16 protein-coding genes are annotated in these 17,333 nt (G+C 68.2%); 12 read left to right on the plus strand and 4 right to left on the minus strand.

Features of this window, described 5'->3' with window-relative positions; translation table 11 throughout:
- Positions 1 to 96: 96 nt before the first annotated feature.
- Positions 97 to 261 (minus strand): DUF1328 domain-containing protein, encoded by a 165-nt coding sequence (locus FHW79_RS06825; protein ID WP_035674837.1) that lies wholly within the window; start codon positions 259 to 261, stop codon positions 97 to 99.
- Positions 262 to 591: 330 nt separating this feature from the next.
- Between FHW79_RS06825 and FHW79_RS06830 the strand changes: the two genes are divergently transcribed.
- A complete protein-coding gene (locus FHW79_RS06830) occupies positions 592 to 1,227 on the plus strand; it encodes a hypothetical protein (protein ID WP_183178183.1) in 636 nt (211 codons plus the stop codon).
- 18 nt (positions 1,228 to 1,245) lie between these two features.
- Here FHW79_RS06830 and FHW79_RS06835 read toward each other — a convergent pair whose 3' ends face one another.
- From FHW79_RS06835 to tldD, 3 genes are all read right to left on the minus strand, one after another.
- Positions 1,246 to 3,321 carry a YjbH domain-containing protein gene (locus tag FHW79_RS06835; RefSeq protein WP_183178184.1) on the minus strand — a complete coding sequence of 692 codons (2,076 nt, stop codon included), beginning with the start codon at positions 3,319 to 3,321 and terminating at the stop codon, positions 1,246 to 1,248.
- Between the two features lie 221 nt (positions 3,322 to 3,542).
- The gene (locus FHW79_RS06840) at positions 3,543 to 4,067 is read right to left on the minus strand and encodes an ACT domain-containing protein (protein WP_183178185.1); all 525 of its coding nucleotides are present in this window, start codon (positions 4,065 to 4,067) and stop codon (positions 3,543 to 3,545) included.
- Positions 4,068 to 4,109: 42 nt separating this feature from the next.
- A complete protein-coding gene (gene tldD, locus FHW79_RS06845; protein WP_183178186.1) occupies positions 4,110 to 5,543 on the minus strand; it encodes a metalloprotease TldD in 1,434 nt (477 codons plus the stop codon).
- Positions 5,544 to 5,704: 161 nt separating this feature from the next.
- Between tldD and FHW79_RS06850 the strand changes: the two genes are divergently transcribed.
- The 11 genes from FHW79_RS06850 (at position 5,705) to FHW79_RS06895 (ending at position 17,264) form a co-directional block, all read left to right on the plus strand.
- Complete coding sequence (locus FHW79_RS06850) at positions 5,705 to 7,075, plus strand: DUF3422 domain-containing protein (RefSeq protein ID WP_348984069.1); 1,371 nt, start codon at positions 5,705 to 5,707, stop codon at positions 7,073 to 7,075.
- Between the two features lie 482 nt (positions 7,076 to 7,557).
- Positions 7,558 to 8,418: a cytochrome c oxidase subunit II gene (coxB, locus tag FHW79_RS06855; protein WP_183178187.1), complete on the plus strand. Its 861-nt coding sequence runs from the start codon at positions 7,558 to 7,560 to the stop codon at positions 8,416 to 8,418.
- Positions 8,419 to 8,484: 66 nt separating this feature from the next.
- A complete protein-coding gene (ctaD, locus tag FHW79_RS06860; RefSeq protein ID WP_183178188.1) occupies positions 8,485 to 10,098 on the plus strand; it encodes a cytochrome c oxidase subunit I in 1,614 nt (537 codons plus the stop codon).
- Between the two features lie 66 nt (positions 10,099 to 10,164).
- On the plus strand, positions 10,165 to 11,094 hold the full coding sequence (gene cyoE, locus FHW79_RS06865; protein WP_119508967.1) for a heme o synthase: 930 nt from the start codon (positions 10,165 to 10,167) through the stop codon (positions 11,092 to 11,094).
- Entirely contained in the window at positions 11,091 to 11,225 is a 135-nt protein-coding gene (locus FHW79_RS33225; RefSeq protein WP_014240852.1) for a hypothetical protein, read from the plus strand. Before cyoE ends, FHW79_RS33225 begins: the two co-directional genes overlap by 4 nt.
- Before the next feature lie 45 nt (positions 11,226 to 11,270).
- On the plus strand, positions 11,271 to 11,894 hold the full coding sequence (locus FHW79_RS06870; protein WP_183178189.1) for a cytochrome c oxidase assembly protein: 624 nt from the start codon (positions 11,271 to 11,273) through the stop codon (positions 11,892 to 11,894).
- Positions 11,895 to 11,963: 69 nt separating this feature from the next.
- The gene (locus tag FHW79_RS06875) at positions 11,964 to 12,842 is read left to right on the plus strand and encodes a cytochrome c oxidase subunit 3 (protein WP_247884194.1); all 879 of its coding nucleotides are present in this window, start codon (positions 11,964 to 11,966) and stop codon (positions 12,840 to 12,842) included.
- A gap of 80 nt (positions 12,843 to 12,922) precedes the next feature.
- On the plus strand, positions 12,923 to 13,297 hold the full coding sequence (locus FHW79_RS06880) for a DUF983 domain-containing protein (RefSeq protein ID WP_145678494.1): 375 nt from the start codon (positions 12,923 to 12,925) through the stop codon (positions 13,295 to 13,297).
- Between the two features lie 2 nt (positions 13,298 to 13,299).
- Positions 13,300 to 14,052 carry an SURF1 family protein gene (locus FHW79_RS06885; RefSeq protein WP_183178327.1) on the plus strand — a complete coding sequence of 251 codons (753 nt, stop codon included), beginning with the start codon at positions 13,300 to 13,302 and terminating at the stop codon, positions 14,050 to 14,052.
- 12 nt (positions 14,053 to 14,064) lie between these two features.
- Positions 14,065 to 15,561 (plus strand): carboxypeptidase M32, encoded by a 1,497-nt coding sequence (locus FHW79_RS06890; RefSeq protein ID WP_183178190.1) that lies wholly within the window; start codon positions 14,065 to 14,067, stop codon positions 15,559 to 15,561.
- A gap of 377 nt (positions 15,562 to 15,938) precedes the next feature.
- Positions 15,939 to 17,264 carry a glycoside hydrolase family 5 protein gene (locus FHW79_RS06895; protein WP_183178191.1) on the plus strand — a complete coding sequence of 442 codons (1,326 nt, stop codon included), beginning with the start codon at positions 15,939 to 15,941 and terminating at the stop codon, positions 17,262 to 17,264.
- Positions 17,265 to 17,333: the final 69 nt, after the last annotated feature.

The following is a 17,333-nucleotide window of genomic DNA, read 5'->3' on the forward strand; positions in this document are numbered from 1 at the left end:
GGGTACTCGCGTGCCCGGCCCTTCGAGACGTGAAAGACCGGACACGGGCGCGCTGCGGGAAACGCCCGCCCGGACGGTTCCGGGCGGGTGCTGGGTCTAGCGGCGCCTGACCAGGCCCAGAATCAAACTCGCTGCGAACAGGATCAGGAAAAGGAAGAACAGGATTTGCGCAATGCCCGAAGAGGCTGACGCAATTCCACCGAAACCGAGTGCGCCGGCAATCAGCGCGATCACGAAGAAAACAAGAGCCCAATAGAGCATCCTAACCTCCCTCGCTCGGCCCGAAGCGCGTTAAGGCTCGTCCGGCGCGCAGTCTGTTGAACGTCCTACTCTGTGAAGAGCGTGTCAGTATTGTGCAGAACACGTCTCCACTCTGAAAGGTTCCCGCCCCCTGCCGCCGCAAAGAGCTTTTTTTGGGTAGGGTCGGTTCCATAAGGGGGAGGGGCATCCCGATAACGCTGGCTTGACCGCAACAACCGACGATGAGCGCTGTTGTCGGGGTCGCCAGCCTGCTTGGTTCCGGCCGGGCGGGCGAAAAGGCGCAGCACCGCTTCGCCGGTGCGAGACGCCCTATCGAGAGAAGAGGATGCCATGAACGCCAAACTGTCCCTCGCCGTTCTCGCCGCGACCCTGGCCGCCGCCCCCGCCGCGATGGCCCAGACCTATCCGAACAACGCGCCGCAGGTCCCTTACGAGCGCTCCAGCCCGTCGGGCCTGCCGACCACCAGCCCGCAGGTGGAAAGCCTGCCCGGCGAGCGGACCGACCCTTGGAGCAATCAGACCCCGAACCGGATGCCGGACGGCCGCATGCCCGACCGTGTGACCCGCGGCAGCGCCGAATCCACCGTCGGGGCCGGGACCGCGGGCACTTACGGCAGCAGCGGCTCCTACGGTTCGACCGGAACCATGAACAACAGCATGCCGAACAGCGGCGCGATGGGGACCACCGGGTCGGCCACCGGCACCATGCCCAACACCATGCAGGGCAACCGGCAGGTCATCATGAACGTCGATCCGAACACCACCCAGCGCGCCGAGCGCGGTCAGAGCCGCAAGGAGCTGATGCAGACCTCGCTGCTGAACTACTTCAGCGCCGCCGGCTTCACCTCCGTCCGCGACTTCCGCAAGCAGGGTGAGAATTATGTGGCGGAGGCCCAGTCGGCCAACGGCACCTGGAGCACCGTGCTGCTCGACACCAACACCGGCACGATCTCCGAAATGCGCTGATTGCCGGTCCGCCGCGGCTCAATCCATGAGCCGTGGCCATGAGCCGGTCAGGCGGCCGTAGCCCGCCGACACCGACGCATCGTAAAGGGGCAATGGCTGGCGCAGCCGTTGCCCCGCGTCGCGTCCGAGGGTGCGGACGGCGGTCGCCAGCCGTCCGTCCGGCGGCCAGGAGCCGCCGGGGCTGAAGGGCACCGTCAGCGCGATCCCCTGCTTCAGACGGCCGCCGTAGCGGCTCTGCGCGCCCTCCGGCCCCTCGGTCCAGGTGACCTGGGCGGACAGTTGAACGCCGCCGTCGAAGGCGCGCATCAGTTCCAGCGTGCCGCCCCAGTCCCCGCCGAGATAACGGCCCAGCCGCAGCACGCCCGTGGTGGCGGCGCCCGGCGCCTCCCAGTAAACACTGGCGTGGCCGGTGTTCCGCCCACTTTCCGGGGCAAGGCGCAGCGCGTCGTCGGGCGGACGCTTCCACACGCGGTTGAGGTCGAGCCCGAGCGCCCAGCGCGCCGCCAGGGGGCGGTACAGCGCCTCGCCGCCCAGCCCTCCGAACATCTCCTCGAAATGGCCGACGGACAGGCGCGTGCTCCAGCGTTCGGCGGGCGCGGTCAGCCACGCCGCGTACAGCCGCTCGACCGCGGCGAGGCGGTCGGCGTAGAGCGGCAGGTCGCTGCGCACCGGCTCGGCCGCCGGGATGGCGTTGGTGTCGAGAAGGTGGAGGTTGTGGCTGACGTTCACCCGCAGACCGCTGCCGAGCACCAGCCCGCGCAGCGGTTCCGCCGTCAGCACGGCGTCGGCGTAGGTCCGCTGCACCAAGGGCGCGCTCTGCTCGAACAGGCTGGCCTCGACGGTCGGGACGACGGTCGGGGCGAGCCGCGTCGTCCAGTCCGGCGGGGGGCCGGCGGAGCGGTCCACGCGGGCGGTGCGCCAGATCTCCTCGGGGCTGCCGCGCTTGACGGCGGCCTGCTCCACGGCGCGGCGCGACAGGGTGACGGCGGTCCCGTCCAAGCCGGCGCCGCCGGTGGTGACGGTCAGCCACTCGACCTCTGGCGGAGCGCCATCGGCCAGCAGGCGGGCGGCGCGTCCCACTTCCCGTGCCAAGGGAGCGGTGCCTGCCCCCGCCGGGTCCAGCCACAGCGCGGCGTGGTCACCCGTAATCAGCGCGGAGCGGGCGGGCAGCCGGTGAAGCCGGGCCAGGGCCGCGATGTCCGACGCGGGCAGCGCGGCATCCGGCGCAGCCGGGCGGGCGCCGACCACGGGCGGCGGCGTGAGCGCGGTGGCTTCTCCTTCCTCCCGCGGGTCGAAGCGTGCGGCGAGGCGCAGCATGGCGCGCGAACCCTGCTCGACCCCGGCCCCCAACTCCAGCCAATTCCAGGGACGGTAGGCCAGACCGGCGTTCAGCGGCAGGCCGGGCTGGAAGTTCGGGTCGTCCTGCTGTTGGGCGCGGAAGCTGTCGGCGCTGTATTCCAGCTTGACGCTGAGCCCCTCCAGCGGCGTGTGCCACTCGACGCCGCCGAACAGGGCCGCGCGGTCCCCGGTGAACCACGCCTCCGGCCCGCGGGAGGACGCCTTCGCCGGGTCGCGGTCGCGCTTGAAGCGCCCGCCGAGGAAGCGCAGCGGGTTGCGGACGTGCCCATAGTCGCCGAGCCCGCCCCAGCCGATGCCCAGACTGAGATCGACGTCCCACCAGCGCCGCGACGCGACCAAATACTCCCCCGCGAAACGGCCCTTGCCCGGCAGGTCCAAACCGCTGCCGGTAACGTCGCGCCCGCCGACCGCCAGCGCCGGCCACCACGGTCCTTCGCGCAGCAGGCGCAGCTTGGCGTCCACCCCCGGCTCGCTGAGGCCGTGCCAGCTCGGGTAGGTGCTGTCGCGGAGGGTGACCTCAAGGCCGGGAAGGAGCTGCGCCCCGGCGAAGACATGCCGGTGCAGGCCACCGAGAGCGGTCAATCCCACGGTGACGGTGCCGTCCGGCATGCCCCGCGCGGTCGGTGTCTGAAGCAGCCCAACGGCTCCCCAGTCGGACAGGGTCGCCTCAAGCCCCTCCGCCCGAGCGGGCAGGGCAGCGAAGGACAGCGCCAGGACAAGGAGAACGCGATTCACGCCATGGTGGAGATGGTCGGGAGGAATTCCCGATCCATGGCATTTTCATGCGTATGAATGCAACCTTTATCCCTCTCCCGCCCCGGGAGAGGGTGGCCCGTAGGGCCGGGTGAGGGTAGCGCGAGGAGCAAAGCACTGATTCGTGCCGGCACCCTCACCCTTCCCACGCCTGCGGCGCGGGCTCCTCCCTCTCCCGGGGCGGGAGAGGGAACTCGGGAGCGCTACAGCGCCTCGGCGACGCAGGTCAGGCCCATCGTCTCCGCGGTGTTGGCGACGGCGGACAGGCAGGTGCCGGAGCGCTCCGGCGGGATCGACACGGCGAAGCGGATGACGTAGCGCCCGCCTTCCCGTTCCGGCAGGGTCTGGGCGTCGAGCCGGACGATGTTCGCCTCGAACTGGGTGAAGATCTCCGACAAACGGGCGATCAGGCCCGGCTGGTCGCCGCCCGACACCTCGACGCGGTGGGAGATGCGGGCGAGCGGACCGGGGTTGGGATCGAAGTCGAAGGGCGTGACCTTGATCTGCGCGCCAGCCAGCTCGGGCAGGCTGGCCAGCCCCTCCTGCACCTCCCCGATGGGGACGCCGTCCGGCAGTTCGCAAACCGCCGAGAACTCCGCCCCGGACCCCATCACCGCGAAGGTCGCGTCGCGCAGGTTGGCCCCCAGCCCGAACAGATGGCCGGTGACCGCGGAGACGAGACCGACGCGGTCGGGGCAAAAGGTCGAAACCAGCGCGAGGGACGACACGGGCAAAACCTCCGATGCGGGAAAGGAAAGCGGTGGTGACGTTCAGGCCGCCGTGCCGCCCACGGTCAGGCCGTCCAGGCGCAGGGTCGGCTGGCCGACGCCCACGGGAACGCCCTGGCCGTCCTTGCCGCAGGTGCCGACACCCGGGTCGAGCTTGGTGTCGTTGCCGATCATCGACACGCGGGTCAGGCTGTCCGGGCCGTTGCCGATCAGGGTCGCGCCCTTCACCGCCGGGCCGAGCTTGCCGTCCTCGATCAGGTAGGCCTCGTTGGCGGAAAAGACGAACTTGCCGCTGGTGATGTCCACCTGCCCGCCGCCGAAGTTCTTGGCGTAGAGCCCCTTCTTGACCGACTTGATGATCTCCTCCGGCTCATAGGCGCCGGGGCGCATCACGGTGTTGGTCATGCGCGGCATGGGGTGGCAGGCGAAGCTCTGGCGGCGCCCGTTGCCGGTCGGGCGCATCCCCATCAGCCGGGCGTTCATGCGGTCCTGCATGTAGCCGACCAGGATGCCGTCCTCGATCAGCGTCGTGCACTGGCCGGGGGTGCCCTCGTCGTCCACGGTGATCGAGCCGCGGCTGTTCTCGATGGTGCCGTCGTCCACGATGGTCACGCCGGGCGCGGCGATGCGCTGGCCCATCAGTCCGGCGAAGGCCGAGGTCTTCTTGCGGTTGAAGTCGCCCTCCAGCCCGTGGCCGATGGCCTCGTGCAGCAGGATGCCCGGCCAGCCGTTGCCGAGAACGACGGTCATCTCCCCAGCCGGGGCCGGAACGGAGGACAGGTTGACCAGAGCGGAGCGCAGCGCCTCGTCCACGAAGGCGCGCCACGTCTCCGGCCGCATGTAGTGCTCGTAGGTGACGCGTCCGCCGCCGCCGTGGCCGCCCGTTTCCATGCGGTCGCCCTCGGCCACCACGACGGAGACGTTCAGCCGGACCAGCGGGCGCAGGTCGGCGACGCGCACCCCGTCGGCGCGGATGATCTGCACCGCCTGCCACTCGCCGCTGATCGAGCAGGAGACCTGCCGCACCCGCGGGTCCTTGGCGCGGGCGTAGGCGTCGATCTCCGCCAGCAGCTTCACCTTGGCCTCGAAGGGGACCAGGGGCAGGGGGTTGTCGGGGATGTAGAGCGCGCGGTTGGTGCCGGCGGGCGGCTCGGCGACGGTGCCGGCGTGCCCGGCCTGGACGGCGCGCACCGTCGCGGCGGCGCGGCGGATGGCGTCCTCGGACAGGCTGGAGGCGTGGGCGAAGCCGGTCGCCTCGTCGGCGATGGCGCGCAGGCCGAAGCCCTGCGTGGTGTCGAAGCTGGCCGCCTTCAGCTTGCCGTCGTCCCAGCCCAGCGATTCGCTCTGCGAATATTCCAGATACAGTTCGCCATCGTCCGCCCCCCGCAGCGCGTCGGCCACCACCCCCTCGACACGGGAACGGTCCAGGCCGGCGCGGTTGAAGAACAGATCGTCGGTGACGGCAAGCGCGCTCATGGGGACTCCGGGGTATCGGTCTATCGTAGGACAACGATGCGGCACCGGCGCTCTCGCACCCGCACGCGCGATGTGGTCTAAAGATCAGACTTATAGTGTGGCGACGGGCGGCCCATCCGGCAAGGCTCGTCGTCCATGGGCGGAAGGGGCTCGGAAGGGGAATGGCCGCGATGACCGACGACGCGCTGGCGATGGGCCGCACCGGCAACGGGGACGCCGGCCGCTCCCTGGCCCACCCCCTGAAGAACCACGCCCTGCGCGTGACCCTGACCAACGAGGTGCACACCCGCCCGCCGGAGGTCTTGTCCACCCCGGTGCGCGCCACCATGCTGGCGATGCTGTCGGGGGAGGGCGCGTCGGAGGCCGACCGGCTGCATCTTGAGAAGCTGTGCGATTGGGCCGGCGTGCCGCGCCCGCCCGCCGGGGCCACCCATTACAGCGGCTCCTTCGGCAGCTTCCGCCTGAAGTGGGAGCGGCACACCGAATTCTCCACCTGGACCGTCTTCCGCCCCAACGCCGCCGCTCCGGCGGGCGTGCTGGTCGATCCCTTCCTGGAGCCGGCGCTGAACGCGGTGCCCAAGGAATGGCTGGCCGGGCTGCCGGGCGAGCTGATGGTCGGCGTCCATGTCGCGGTGCTCGACGCCGAATCGCCGGAGCCTTCGGCCAACATGCTGGCGGCGATGTTCGGCTCGCCGAGCTACATCGGCACGCGCATCTCCGGGCGGGCGGCGACGGCCTGGACCGACTTCCGCATCCACGGCGACGGCTTCTCGCGCATCCTGATCGCCGACCACGCGATGACCGCCAACCAGGCGGGCCGCGTCGTGCAGCGCCTGCTGGAGATCGAGACCTACCGGGTGATGGCGCTGCTGGCGCTGCCGGTGGCGCGCGGCGTGCTGCCGCGCATCGGCCCGATCGAGGCCGATCTGGCCGACCTGACCACCCGCATCGCCACCCTGCGCGGGCTGGACGACGAGCGCGAACTGCTCGACCGGCTGACCCTGCTGGCCGCCCAGACCGAGCAGATCGCGGCGGAAACCGCCTACCGCTTCGGCGCGGCGCGGGCCTACTACAACCTCGTGGAAAAGCGCATCGTCGAGCTGCGCGAGATCCGCATCGAGGGGCTGCCCACGGTGGGCGAGTTCATGGACCGCCGCCTCGCCCCGGCGATCCGCACCTGCGAGGCGGTGGAATCGCGCCTGCAGGCGCTGTCCCAGCGTGTGGCCCGCGCCAGCGACCTGCTGCGCACCCGCGTGGAGATCGCCGTGGAGGGGCAGAACGCCGAGCTTCTCCTCTCCATGGACAAGCGGGCGCAGCTCCAGCTCCGCCTGCAGGAGACGGTGGAGGGGCTGTCGGTGGTGGCGATCAGCTACTACCTCGTCGGCATCGTCGGCTACGCCGCCAAGGGGCTGAAGGGACTCGGGATGAAGGTCGATCCCGACCTGCTCGTCGGGCTGATGATTCCCATCGTCATCGCCTTCGTCTGGTCCGGCGTGCGCCGAATCCGCAAGGTCATCACCAGCGGGCACTGACGGCGCCGGGGATTTCCGTTCTAACACGGTGGTGGGTTACCGCAGCGCAAACGGCGACCGGATGGCGCCGTCCGCGCAAGGTCGCTTGCGTCCCACACCAGGGACGTGCAAGCCTAAAAACTTGATTTTCCGAGACAATTCGCTGTACCATCAAACTGCGACAGCTTGTCGCAGTGCGAAGCCGATACGGAAACTCAACTTCTGTTCTGATGTGGGCTTGAAACCGGCATTGCGCTTATGTCCTTCGTGTAGGGACACCTGACTTGTACCCAAGCGCAGTGCAGGGTTAAGCTCGCGCTGCGGGGACCGTGCCACCCACAAACGGCACGATCCCTGCATAGACCGGCACCGTCGCAACGCCCGGACGCGCAACCGCCCGACAGGGGTGGAACGCACCAGGGAAACAGGGGCGAAGGCGGGTCCGGCGGGAAGGGACGACCGCTGTCCGCGACCGTGGGCGGCGGGTAACGAAGAGGGTGGGGATGAAGACGCAGACCCTGAACGCTGCCGTTCTGGCGGCGCTGACATCTTTGTGTGGATTTGCCGCGACCGGTTCCGCCGCCGAACCCCACCCCTGGCAATTGGGGCTTCAGGAGGCGGCCACCCCGGTCAAGCACGCCATGGACTCCTTCCACGACCTGCTGACGGTGATCATCGTCGCCATCGTCATTTTCGTGGCGGGCCTGCTGGCCTGGGTGGCGCTGCGCTTCAACGCCAAGAAGAACGCCGTGCCGTCCACGACCTCGCACCACACGGTGCTGGAGATCGCCTGGACGGTCATTCCGGTCATCATCCTGATCGTCATCGCGGTGCCCTCCTTCAAGCTGCTCTACCAGGCGGAGCGGGTGCCGGAGTCGGAGATGACGATCAAAGTCACCGGGCGGCAGTGGTACTGGGACTACGAGTATCCCGACCACGGCAACATCGCCTTCTCCAGCTACATGATCCAGGATTCGGAGCTTAAGCCCGGCCAGAAGCGCCTGCTGGAGGTCGACAACCGCGTGATCCTGCCGGTCGGCACGACCGTGCGCGTGCTGGTCACCGCGGGCGACGTCATCCATTCCTGGGCGGTGCCGAGCTTCGGCGTGAAGAAGGACGCCGTGCCGGGCCGCGCCAACGAGACCTGGCTGCGGATCGAGAAGGAAGGCGTCTATTACGGCCAGTGTTCCGAGATCTGCGGCGTCAACCACGCCTTCATGCCGATCGCGGTCGAGGCCGTGTCGAAGGAGGCCTTCAACCAGTGGGTCGAGAAGGCCAAGACCGCTTACGGGACCCCCGACACCAAGCGCGACGTCGCCCAAATGCCATCCGCTGGGCTGCCGTCCGCCGGGGCCGTCCAGTAAGCCTCATGCTTTGGATGCAGCGGCACCTCAAAGAAAAATCATTCCGCCGACGCGAGGGTTAGAGACATGGCAAACGCCAATCCGGGGGAAGCGCAGGGACACGGCCACGGGCATGACCATGACCACCACATGCCGGGCTTCGTCGAGCGTTGGTTCTTCTCCACGAACCACAAGGACATCGGAACGCTCTACCTGATCTTCTCGGTGATCGCCGGGCTGATCGGCGGGTTGTTCTCGGTCATCATGCGGCTGGAACTCCAGTCGCCGGGCCTGCAGTTCGTCAGCGACGGGCAGGTCTGGAACGTGCTGATCACCGCGCACGGCCTGATCATGGTGTTCTTCGTGGTGATGCCGGCGCTCATCGGCGGCTTCGGCAACTGGTTCGTGCCGTTGATGATCGGCGCCCCAGACATGGCCTTCCCGCGGCTGAACAACATCAGCTTCTGGCTGATCGTCCCGGCCTTCCTGCTGCTTCTGGGCTCCGCCTTCGTGGGGCAGGGGGCCGGCACCGGCTGGACGATCTACCCGCCGCTGTCCTCGCCGCTGGGCCACAACGGGCCGTCGGTGGACATGGCGATCTTCGCGCTTCACCTCGCCGGCGCCTCGTCGATCCTGGGCGCGGTGAACTTCATCACCACCATCTTCAACATGCGCGCGCCGGGCATGACGCTGCACAAGATGCCGCTGTTCGTGTGGGCGATGCTGGTGACGGCCTTCCTGCTGCTGCTGGCCGTGCCGGTTCTGGGCGGCGCCATCACCATGCTGCTGACCGACCGCAACTTCGGCACCAGCTTCTTCAACCCGGAAGGCGGCGGCGACCCGATCCTGTTCCAGCACCTGTTCTGGTTCTTCGGCCACCCCGAAGTCTACATCATGATCCTGCCGGCCTTCGGCATCATCAGCCACATCGTCTCGACCTTCTCGCACAAGCCGGTCTTCGGCTACCTGGGCATGGCCTACGCGATGGTCGCCATTGGCGTGGTCGGCTTCGTGGTGTGGGCGCACCACATGTACACGGTGGGCCTGGACGTCGACACCAAGGCCTACTTCACCGCCGCCACGATGATCATCGCGGTGCCGACGGGCGTGAAGATCTTCTCCTGGATCGCCACCATGTGGGGCGGGTCGATCGAGTTCCGGGTGCCGATGCTGTGGGCGCTCGGCTTCATCTTCCTGTTCACCGTCGGCGGCGTGACCGGCGTGGTGCTGGCCAACGGCGGCATGGACATCGTGCTGCACGACACCTACTACGTGGTCGCGCACTTCCACTATGTGCTGTCGCTGGGCGCGGTCTTCTCGATCTTCGCCGGCTGGTACTACTGGATCGGCAAGATGTCGGGGCGCCAGTATCCGGAGTTCTGGGGCAAGGTTCACTTCTGGACGACCTTCATCGGCGTGAACCTGGTCTTCTTCCCGCAGCATTTCCTGGGTCTGGCCGGCATGCCGCGCCGCATCCCGGATTACCCGGACGCCTACTGGGGCTGGAACATGATCTCCTCCTTCGGGGCGTATCTCTCCTTTGCGTCCACGCTTCTCTTCGTGTGGATCGCGTACAAGACCCTGCGCAGCGGCGAGAAGGTCGAGGCCGCCTATTGGGGCCCGCAGGCCGGCACGCTGGAGTGGACCGTGAGTTCGCCCCCGCCGTTCCACGCCTTCGAGACGCTGCCGCAGGTGAAGTGACCATCGGTTGTGACCATGACGCCGGAGGTGCCTGGGAGGCTCCCTCCGGCCGGAGGATAGTGAAGTATGACGGACCTGAGCATTGAACGGGTCTCGACAGGTCCGGTCTCCGGATCGACGCCGGGTGACTACATCGAGCTGCTGAAGCCGCGGGTGATGTCGCTCGTGGTGTTCACCGGGCTTGCCGGCATTGTGCTGGCGCCCGGCCACATCCACCCCGTGCTGGCGGCGGTGGCGGTGCTGTGCATCGCGGTCGGGGCCGGTGCCTCGGGCGCCATCAACATGTGGTACGACCGCGACATCGACGCGGTGATGTCGCGCACCATCCGCCGCCCGATCCCGTCGGGGCGGGTGGAGCCGGAGAACGCGCTGGCTTTCGGGGTGATCCTGGCGGCGGCGTCGGTCGTGGTGATGGGGCTGGCGGTCAACTGGGCGGCCTCGGCGCTGCTGGCGATGACCATCGGCTTCTACGTCTTCATCTACACCATGTGGCTGAAGCGGCGGACGCCGCAGAACATCGTGATCGGCGGCGCGGCCGGCGCCTTCCCGCCGATGATCGGCTGGGCGGCGGTTACGGGCGGTGTGGAATTGCCCTCCATCCTGCTGTTCCTGCTGATCTTCCTGTGGACGCCGCCGCATTTCTGGGCGCTGGCGCTGTTCCGCAACGGCGACTACACGCGCGCCGGGGTGCCGATGATGCCGGTGGTCGCCGGCCCGGACGCCACCAAGCGGCAGATGCTGGCCTACACGCTGGTCCTGCTGCCGGTCGCCGTGGCGCCGTACTTCCTGGGCATCGGCGGTCTTGCCTATCTGATCGGGTCGAGCCTGCTTGGCGCCTTCTTCGTGCTGTGCGCGGTCCGCGTGCTGCGCGCCACCGACGACAAGCCGGCCAAGCAGATGTTCGGCTTCTCGATCCTCTACCTGTTCCTGCTGTTCGCCCTGCTGATGGGCGAGCATCTGGTGACCGGAATCCTGACGACCGGAGGCGGGGCATGACGATCATGGATGAATCTTACGAGGAACGCCGCAAGCGGCTGCGCGGGCGCAACTACGCGGTCCTGGCCGCGCTGATCGGGCTGGTGGTGATGTTCTACGTCATCACCCTGGTGCGGATGGGCGGACACTGACCACGGGACGTTGAGCGGACAAACGGCAGGGGAGGAAGCGGCGCCATGAAGGACCGGCCAGACGGCGACAAAGGGCTCCGGCGGAAGAACCGCCTGTTCATGGCGGGGCTGTTCGGCCTCGTCTTCGGGATGGTCGGGCTGGCCTACGCCTCGGTGCCGCTCTACGCGCTGTTCTGTCAGGTGACCGGCTTCGGCGGCACCACCCAGCGGGCCGACGCCGCGCCGGCGCGGCAGGTCGACCGCGTCATCAAGGTCCGCTTCAACGCCGACGTGAACCAGTCGCTGCCCTGGCGCTTCAAGCCGGAACAGAAGGAGCTGACGGTGAAGCTGGGCGAGATGGGGCTGGCCGCCTATCAGGCCGCCAACCGGGTCGACCGGCCCACCGTGGGCACCGCGCTCTACAACGTTACGCCGGACAAGGTCGGCAAGTACTTCAACAAGATCGAGTGCTTCTGCTTCACCGAGCAGGTGCTGGAGCCCGGGCAGTCGGTGGACATGCCGGTGGCCTTCTTCGTTGATCCGGCCCTGGCCGACGATCCGGCGATGGAGGACGTGACCACCATCACCCTGTCCTACACCTTCTTCCGCGCCAAGGACGAGACCCAGGTGCTGGCGCAGCACGCGACGCAGGCCGCGGGTGCGAAAGGCACCGGGACCGCGGCGAACTGAGAACGCTGTAAAAAAGAGACAGTCTGAACGAAGAAATCGGGCGAAACAAACCGGGGTTGGAAAGAGACGATGGCCGACATCACGCACGCGCAAATGCCGCATCCCCCAGCCTCCGCGCACGGCGCGGGCGAGGGCGCCGGCATCCCGCATCCCTACCATCTGGTGAAGCCGAGCCCCTGGCCTCTTCTGGGTGCCTTCGCGGCCGGACTGTTCGCGACGGGCATGGTCATCTACATGCACGGCGGCGGCTGGCTGCTGGCGGCCCTCGGCTTCGTGTCCATCCTGGGCGTGATGTTCGGCTGGTGGCGCGACGTCATCAAGGAGGCGGTGCGCGAGAAGGCGCACACCCCGGTGGTAAAGATCGGCCTGCGCTACGGCATGGCGCTGTTCATCGCCTCGGAGGTGATGTTCTTCGCCGCCTTCTTCTGGGCCTTCTACGACGCGGCGCTCTATCCGAAGGTGTTCGCCGAGAACCCGCAGGGCGTCTGGCCGCCGCCGAACATCACGGTGCTGGAGACCTTCCACCTGCCGCTGATGATGACGCTGATCCTGTTGCTGTCAGGCGTCACCGTCACCTGGGCGCACCACGCCATCCTCGAAGGCAAGAACAAGGAGGCGTCGCGCGCGCTGGGCCTGACCGTCCTGCTGGGGGTGATGTTCACCTTCTTCCAGGGCTGGGAATACGCCCACGCCGCCTTCGGCTTCACCCAGGGCATCTACCCGTCGACCTTCTACATGGCGACCGGCTTCCACGGCTTCCACGTCATCATCGGCACCATCTTCCTGGCGGTCTGCTGGTTCCGCACCATGAAGGGCCACTTCACCCCGCAGAGCCATTTCGGCTTCGAGGCGGCGGCTTGGTACTGGCATTTCGTGGACGTGGTCTGGCTGTTCCTGTTCGTGTCGATCTACTGGTGGGGGTCGCTGGGCGCCGCCAGCGGCCACTGATCCCATCCCTGTCGCCTTGCGAAGCCCTTCTCCTCCACCGGGGGAGAGGGGCTTGCCGTTCCCGGAGGGAGGCGAGTCATTTGAGCACCTACTACACCAGCCCGTCGCCCCTGACCGCCGGCCTGCGCTGCGCCTGCCCGCGCTGCGGCCGGGGCAAGCTGTTCGACGGCTACCTGACGGTCAACGAGCGCTGTTCGGTGTGCAACCTGAACCTCGCCCGGCAGGACAGCGGCGACGGGCCGGCGGTCTTCCTGATCTTCATCCTGGGCTTTCTGGTCGTGCCGGTGGCGCTGTGGGTGTCGATGTCGGTGGACTGGCCGCTGTGGCTGCACGCGGTCGTCTGGAGCATCGTCGTGCTCGGGCTGGCGCTCGGCATGCTGCGCCCGGCCAAGGCCTATGTGGTGGCGCTGCAGTACCGCCACCGCCGCAACGAGTTGGAGGACCCGGACGCGTGACCATGACCGCCGTCTCCGAACCCCGCCGCTTCCGCCCCTCGCTGTGGGCGACGCTGATCACCGTTCCCGCCGTGCTGGTCATGCTGGGGCTGGGGACGTGGCAGATGCAGCGGCTGGCGTGGAAGGAGGATCTGGTCCGCCGGGTGGAGCAGCGGCTGCACGCCGCCCCCATCCCGCTGCCCGCCACCATCGCCGATCCGGAGGCGCTGGAGTTCCGCCCGGTGACCGTCACCGGGCGCTTCCTGAACGACAAGGAGCTGCTGCTGGTGGCCCGGCCCCGGCAGGGGCAGGCGGGCTACGAGCTGCTGACCCCGCTGCAGCGCCCGGCCGAGGACGGCGGCGGCGTGGTGCTGGTCAACCGCGGCTTCCTGCCCATGGACAAGCGCCCCCCCGCCAGCCGTCCGGAGAGCCGGGTGGAGGGGCCGGTGACCGTCACCGGTCTGGTCCGCCTGCCGCAGCCCGCCGGCTGGCTCCAGCCGGGCAACCGGCCGGGGGCGGAGTCCTGGATGCGGCTGGACCCGCCGGCCATGGCCGCCTCCGCCGGGCTGGAGAGGGTCGCCCCGCTGGCGGTCGAGATGACTCCCGACCCAGCGCGCGGCAACGCGCCGCAGACTGGAATGCTGAACGGGATTCAGCCGCTGGTCGAACTGCCCAACAACCATAGGCAATACGCGTTCACCTGGTATAGCCTCGCCGCGACGCTGGTCGTCGTCTATGTGCTGTCCCAACGCCGGAGGACCGGTCCGGCATCCTAGGAGTTGCGCCTCATGACAGCCGCCTATCGGGAGTTGGAACGCCGTTTCGCCCGCATCGCCGCCATTGGCGACGCCCTGGGCATCCTGAGCTGGGACAGCCAGACCATGATGCCCGACGGCTCCAGCGACGGACGGGCCGAGCAGACCGCCACCCTGACCGTGCTTGCCCACGAGCTGCAAACCGACCCCCGCGTGGCCGACTGGCTGGCGGAGGCCGAGGGCACGGGTGAACTGGACGATTGGCAGGCGGCCAATTTGCGGGAGATGCGGCGCACCCACCGCCACGCCACCGCCGTGCCCGGCGACCTGATCGAGGCGACCAGCAAGGCGATCTCGGCCTGCGAGATGACGTGGCGCACCGCGCGGGCGGAAAGCGACTTCGCCAAGCTGCTGCCCAGCCTGTCGGAGGTGTTGCGCCGTGTCCGGGAGTGCGGCGAGGCGAAGGCGGCCGCCATGGGCCTGTCGCCTTACGACGCCATGCTGGACGAGCACGATCCCGGCGCCCGCTCGGAGCGGATCGACGCCCTGTTCGCCGGGCTGGCCGGCTTCCTGCCGGAGCTGATCGGGCGCGTTCTCGACCGTCAGGCCACCGAGCCGGCGCCGCTGCGGCCCGTGGGGCCGTTCGCCGTCGCCAACCAGAAGGCGCTGGGCGAGCGGCTGATGCGGGCGGCGGGCTTCGACTTCACCCGCGGGCGGCTGGACGTGTCGCTGCATCCCTTCTGCGGCGGCGCCACCGGCGACGTGCGCATCACCACCCGCTATGACGAGGACGATTTCACCAAGGCCCTGATGGGGGTGATGCACGAGACGGGGCATGCCCTCTACGAGCAGGGCCGCCCGCGCGACTGGCTGCGTCAGCCGGTCGGGCTGGCCCGCGGCATGGCGGTGCATGAGAGCCAGTCGCTGATCGTGGAGATGCAGGCTTGCCGCTCGCCGGAGTTCCTGTGCTGGCTGGCCCCGGTCGCGCAGGAGGCGTTCGGCGGCTCCGGCCCGGCCTGGGAGCCGGACAACCTGCGCCGCCTCTACAGCCGGGTGGAGCGCGGCTTCATCCGCGTGGACGCCGACGAGGTGACCTATCCCGCGCACATCATCCTGCGCTACCGGCTGGAGAAGGCGCTGATCGGCGGGGACCTCGCCCTGGCCGACCTTCCCGGCGCCTGGAACGACGGTATGACGGAGTTGGTCGGGGTGGCGCCGCCGAACGACCGGCTGGGCTGCCTTCAGGACATTCATTGGCCGTCCGGCGCCTGGGGCTACTTCCCCAGCTACACGTTGGGCGCCATGACCGCCGCACAGCTGTTCGAGGCCGCGGCGAAGGCCGATCCGGACATCCGTCCGGCGCTGGCGCGCGGCGACCTTGGGCCGCTGGTGGCGTGGCTGGGGGCGAATGTGCACGGCAAAGGCTGCCTGTACGCGTCCGGCGACGAGTTGCTGATTGCCGCCACCGGGCGGCCGCTCGACGCGGCGGTGTTCCGGCGGCATCTGGAGAGGCGGTATCTGGGGGAGTGAGCGGAGCCTAGCCCCCTCCCTAACCCTCCCCCGCTGCGCAGGGGAGGGTTAGGGAGGGGACATGGGTTTCGCCGAAGCATGTTCGCTGCTGCGGAAAAATCCGCAAAATCCACCGAACGCAAAAGGCTGACCCGTAACCCTCCTTCGTTCCTATGCGCCGCTTCGCGCCATCAAGCAATCAATCCGAAAAACAGCCTCAAAACAGCGCAAGCACTCGACGCGCCTTCATTGTCTTAAATGTTGTCAAAATCCGCTCTTCCGGACATGGTCACACATGCCTTGGATTGCCGGAATTAAGCAACATTCCTGGCAATATTTCATTAACCATAAGCCGCCAGCCTCCGGCCCAACGCGAATGGCAACGAGGGCTGAGAACAATGGGCATCGCCAAGGGCTTCCTGCACACGGACGGCAACCAGATCGTCGATTCGTCGGGTCAGAACGTCAAGCTGACGGGCGTCAACTGGTTCGGCGGCGAGGGCTTCGTCTTCAACCCCAACGGCATGGACATGCGCGGGTACTGGGGGATGATGGAGCAGATGAAGGAGATGGGCTTCAACACCATCCGCCTGCCGTGGAGCGACGCGGCTCTGGACGCCGACCGGGCGACGGGCATCGACACCTCCAAGAATCCCGACCTCGCGAACAAGTCCCCGCTTGAGGTCATGGACAAGGTGATCGATTACGCCGGGCGCATCGGCATGAAGGTCATCCTCGACCACCACCGCTCCAGCGACGGTGCGTCGGCCAACGAGAACGGCCTGTGGTACGACGACAAGTACCCGGAGTCGAAGATGATCGAAAACTGGAAGATGCTGGCCGAGCGCTACAAGGGCAACGACACCGTCGTCGGCGCCGACCTGCACAACGAGCCGCACGGGCAGGCAACCTGGGGCGGCGGCGACAAGGCCACCGACTGGGCTTGGGCCGCGGAGCGCATCGGCAACGAGATCCAGTCCGTGAACAAGGATTGGCTGCTGCTGGTCGAGGGCGTCGAAATCCACGAGAACCAGTGGGAGTGGTGGGGCGGCAACCTGCGCGGCGCCAAGGACCGCCCGATCGAGTTCGACAATCCGGGCAAGCTGGTCTATTCGGTCCATTCCTACGGCCCGTCCATCCATGAGATGGAGTGGTTCAAGGCCAGCGACTATCCGAACAACCTGCCGGGCCAGTACACCGACAATTGGGGCTGGCTGCTGAAGGAGGACAAGGCGCCCGTGCTGGTCGGCGAGTTCGGCGGCAAGCTGGAGACCGATCAGGACAAGGCCTACATGGCCAAGCTGATCGACTACATGAACGGCGACCTGGACGGCAACGGCACCAACGACCTGGGCGCCGGCAAGGAAGGGGCGAGCTGGACCTACTGGTCGTGGAACCCGAACTCGGGCGACACCGGTGGCATCCTGAAGGACGATTGGCAGACGGTCGACCAGACCAAGTACAACGCCATCAAGGAAGGCCTGTTCGACGGCGTGAGCCCGGCCAAGGCCGCCTGGGCGCCGGCGAAAGCCCAGGCGCTGGGAGAGGGCGACATCAACGTCCTGTCCCACACGGTGACCCAGCCGCAGGTGGCGGACCACAGCGCCGCCGCGTCGGTGGCCGCCGCGCTCGCCGCCCAGACGGTGGAGCTTCCGCCGGTCGACGCCGCGCATGATGCCTCGGCGCTGCACCACGACCCGCTGGACGTCCACACCGGCGCCTGACCGGCCGGCAACAATCCCCTCTCCTGTCCCGGGGGAGGGGGTTCTGTTTGCAACGCACCTGGAACCCAC

This window comes from Azospirillum sp. OGB3, assembly GCF_014192915.1.
Lineage (GTDB): Bacteria > Pseudomonadota > Alphaproteobacteria > Azospirillales > Azospirillaceae > Azospirillum.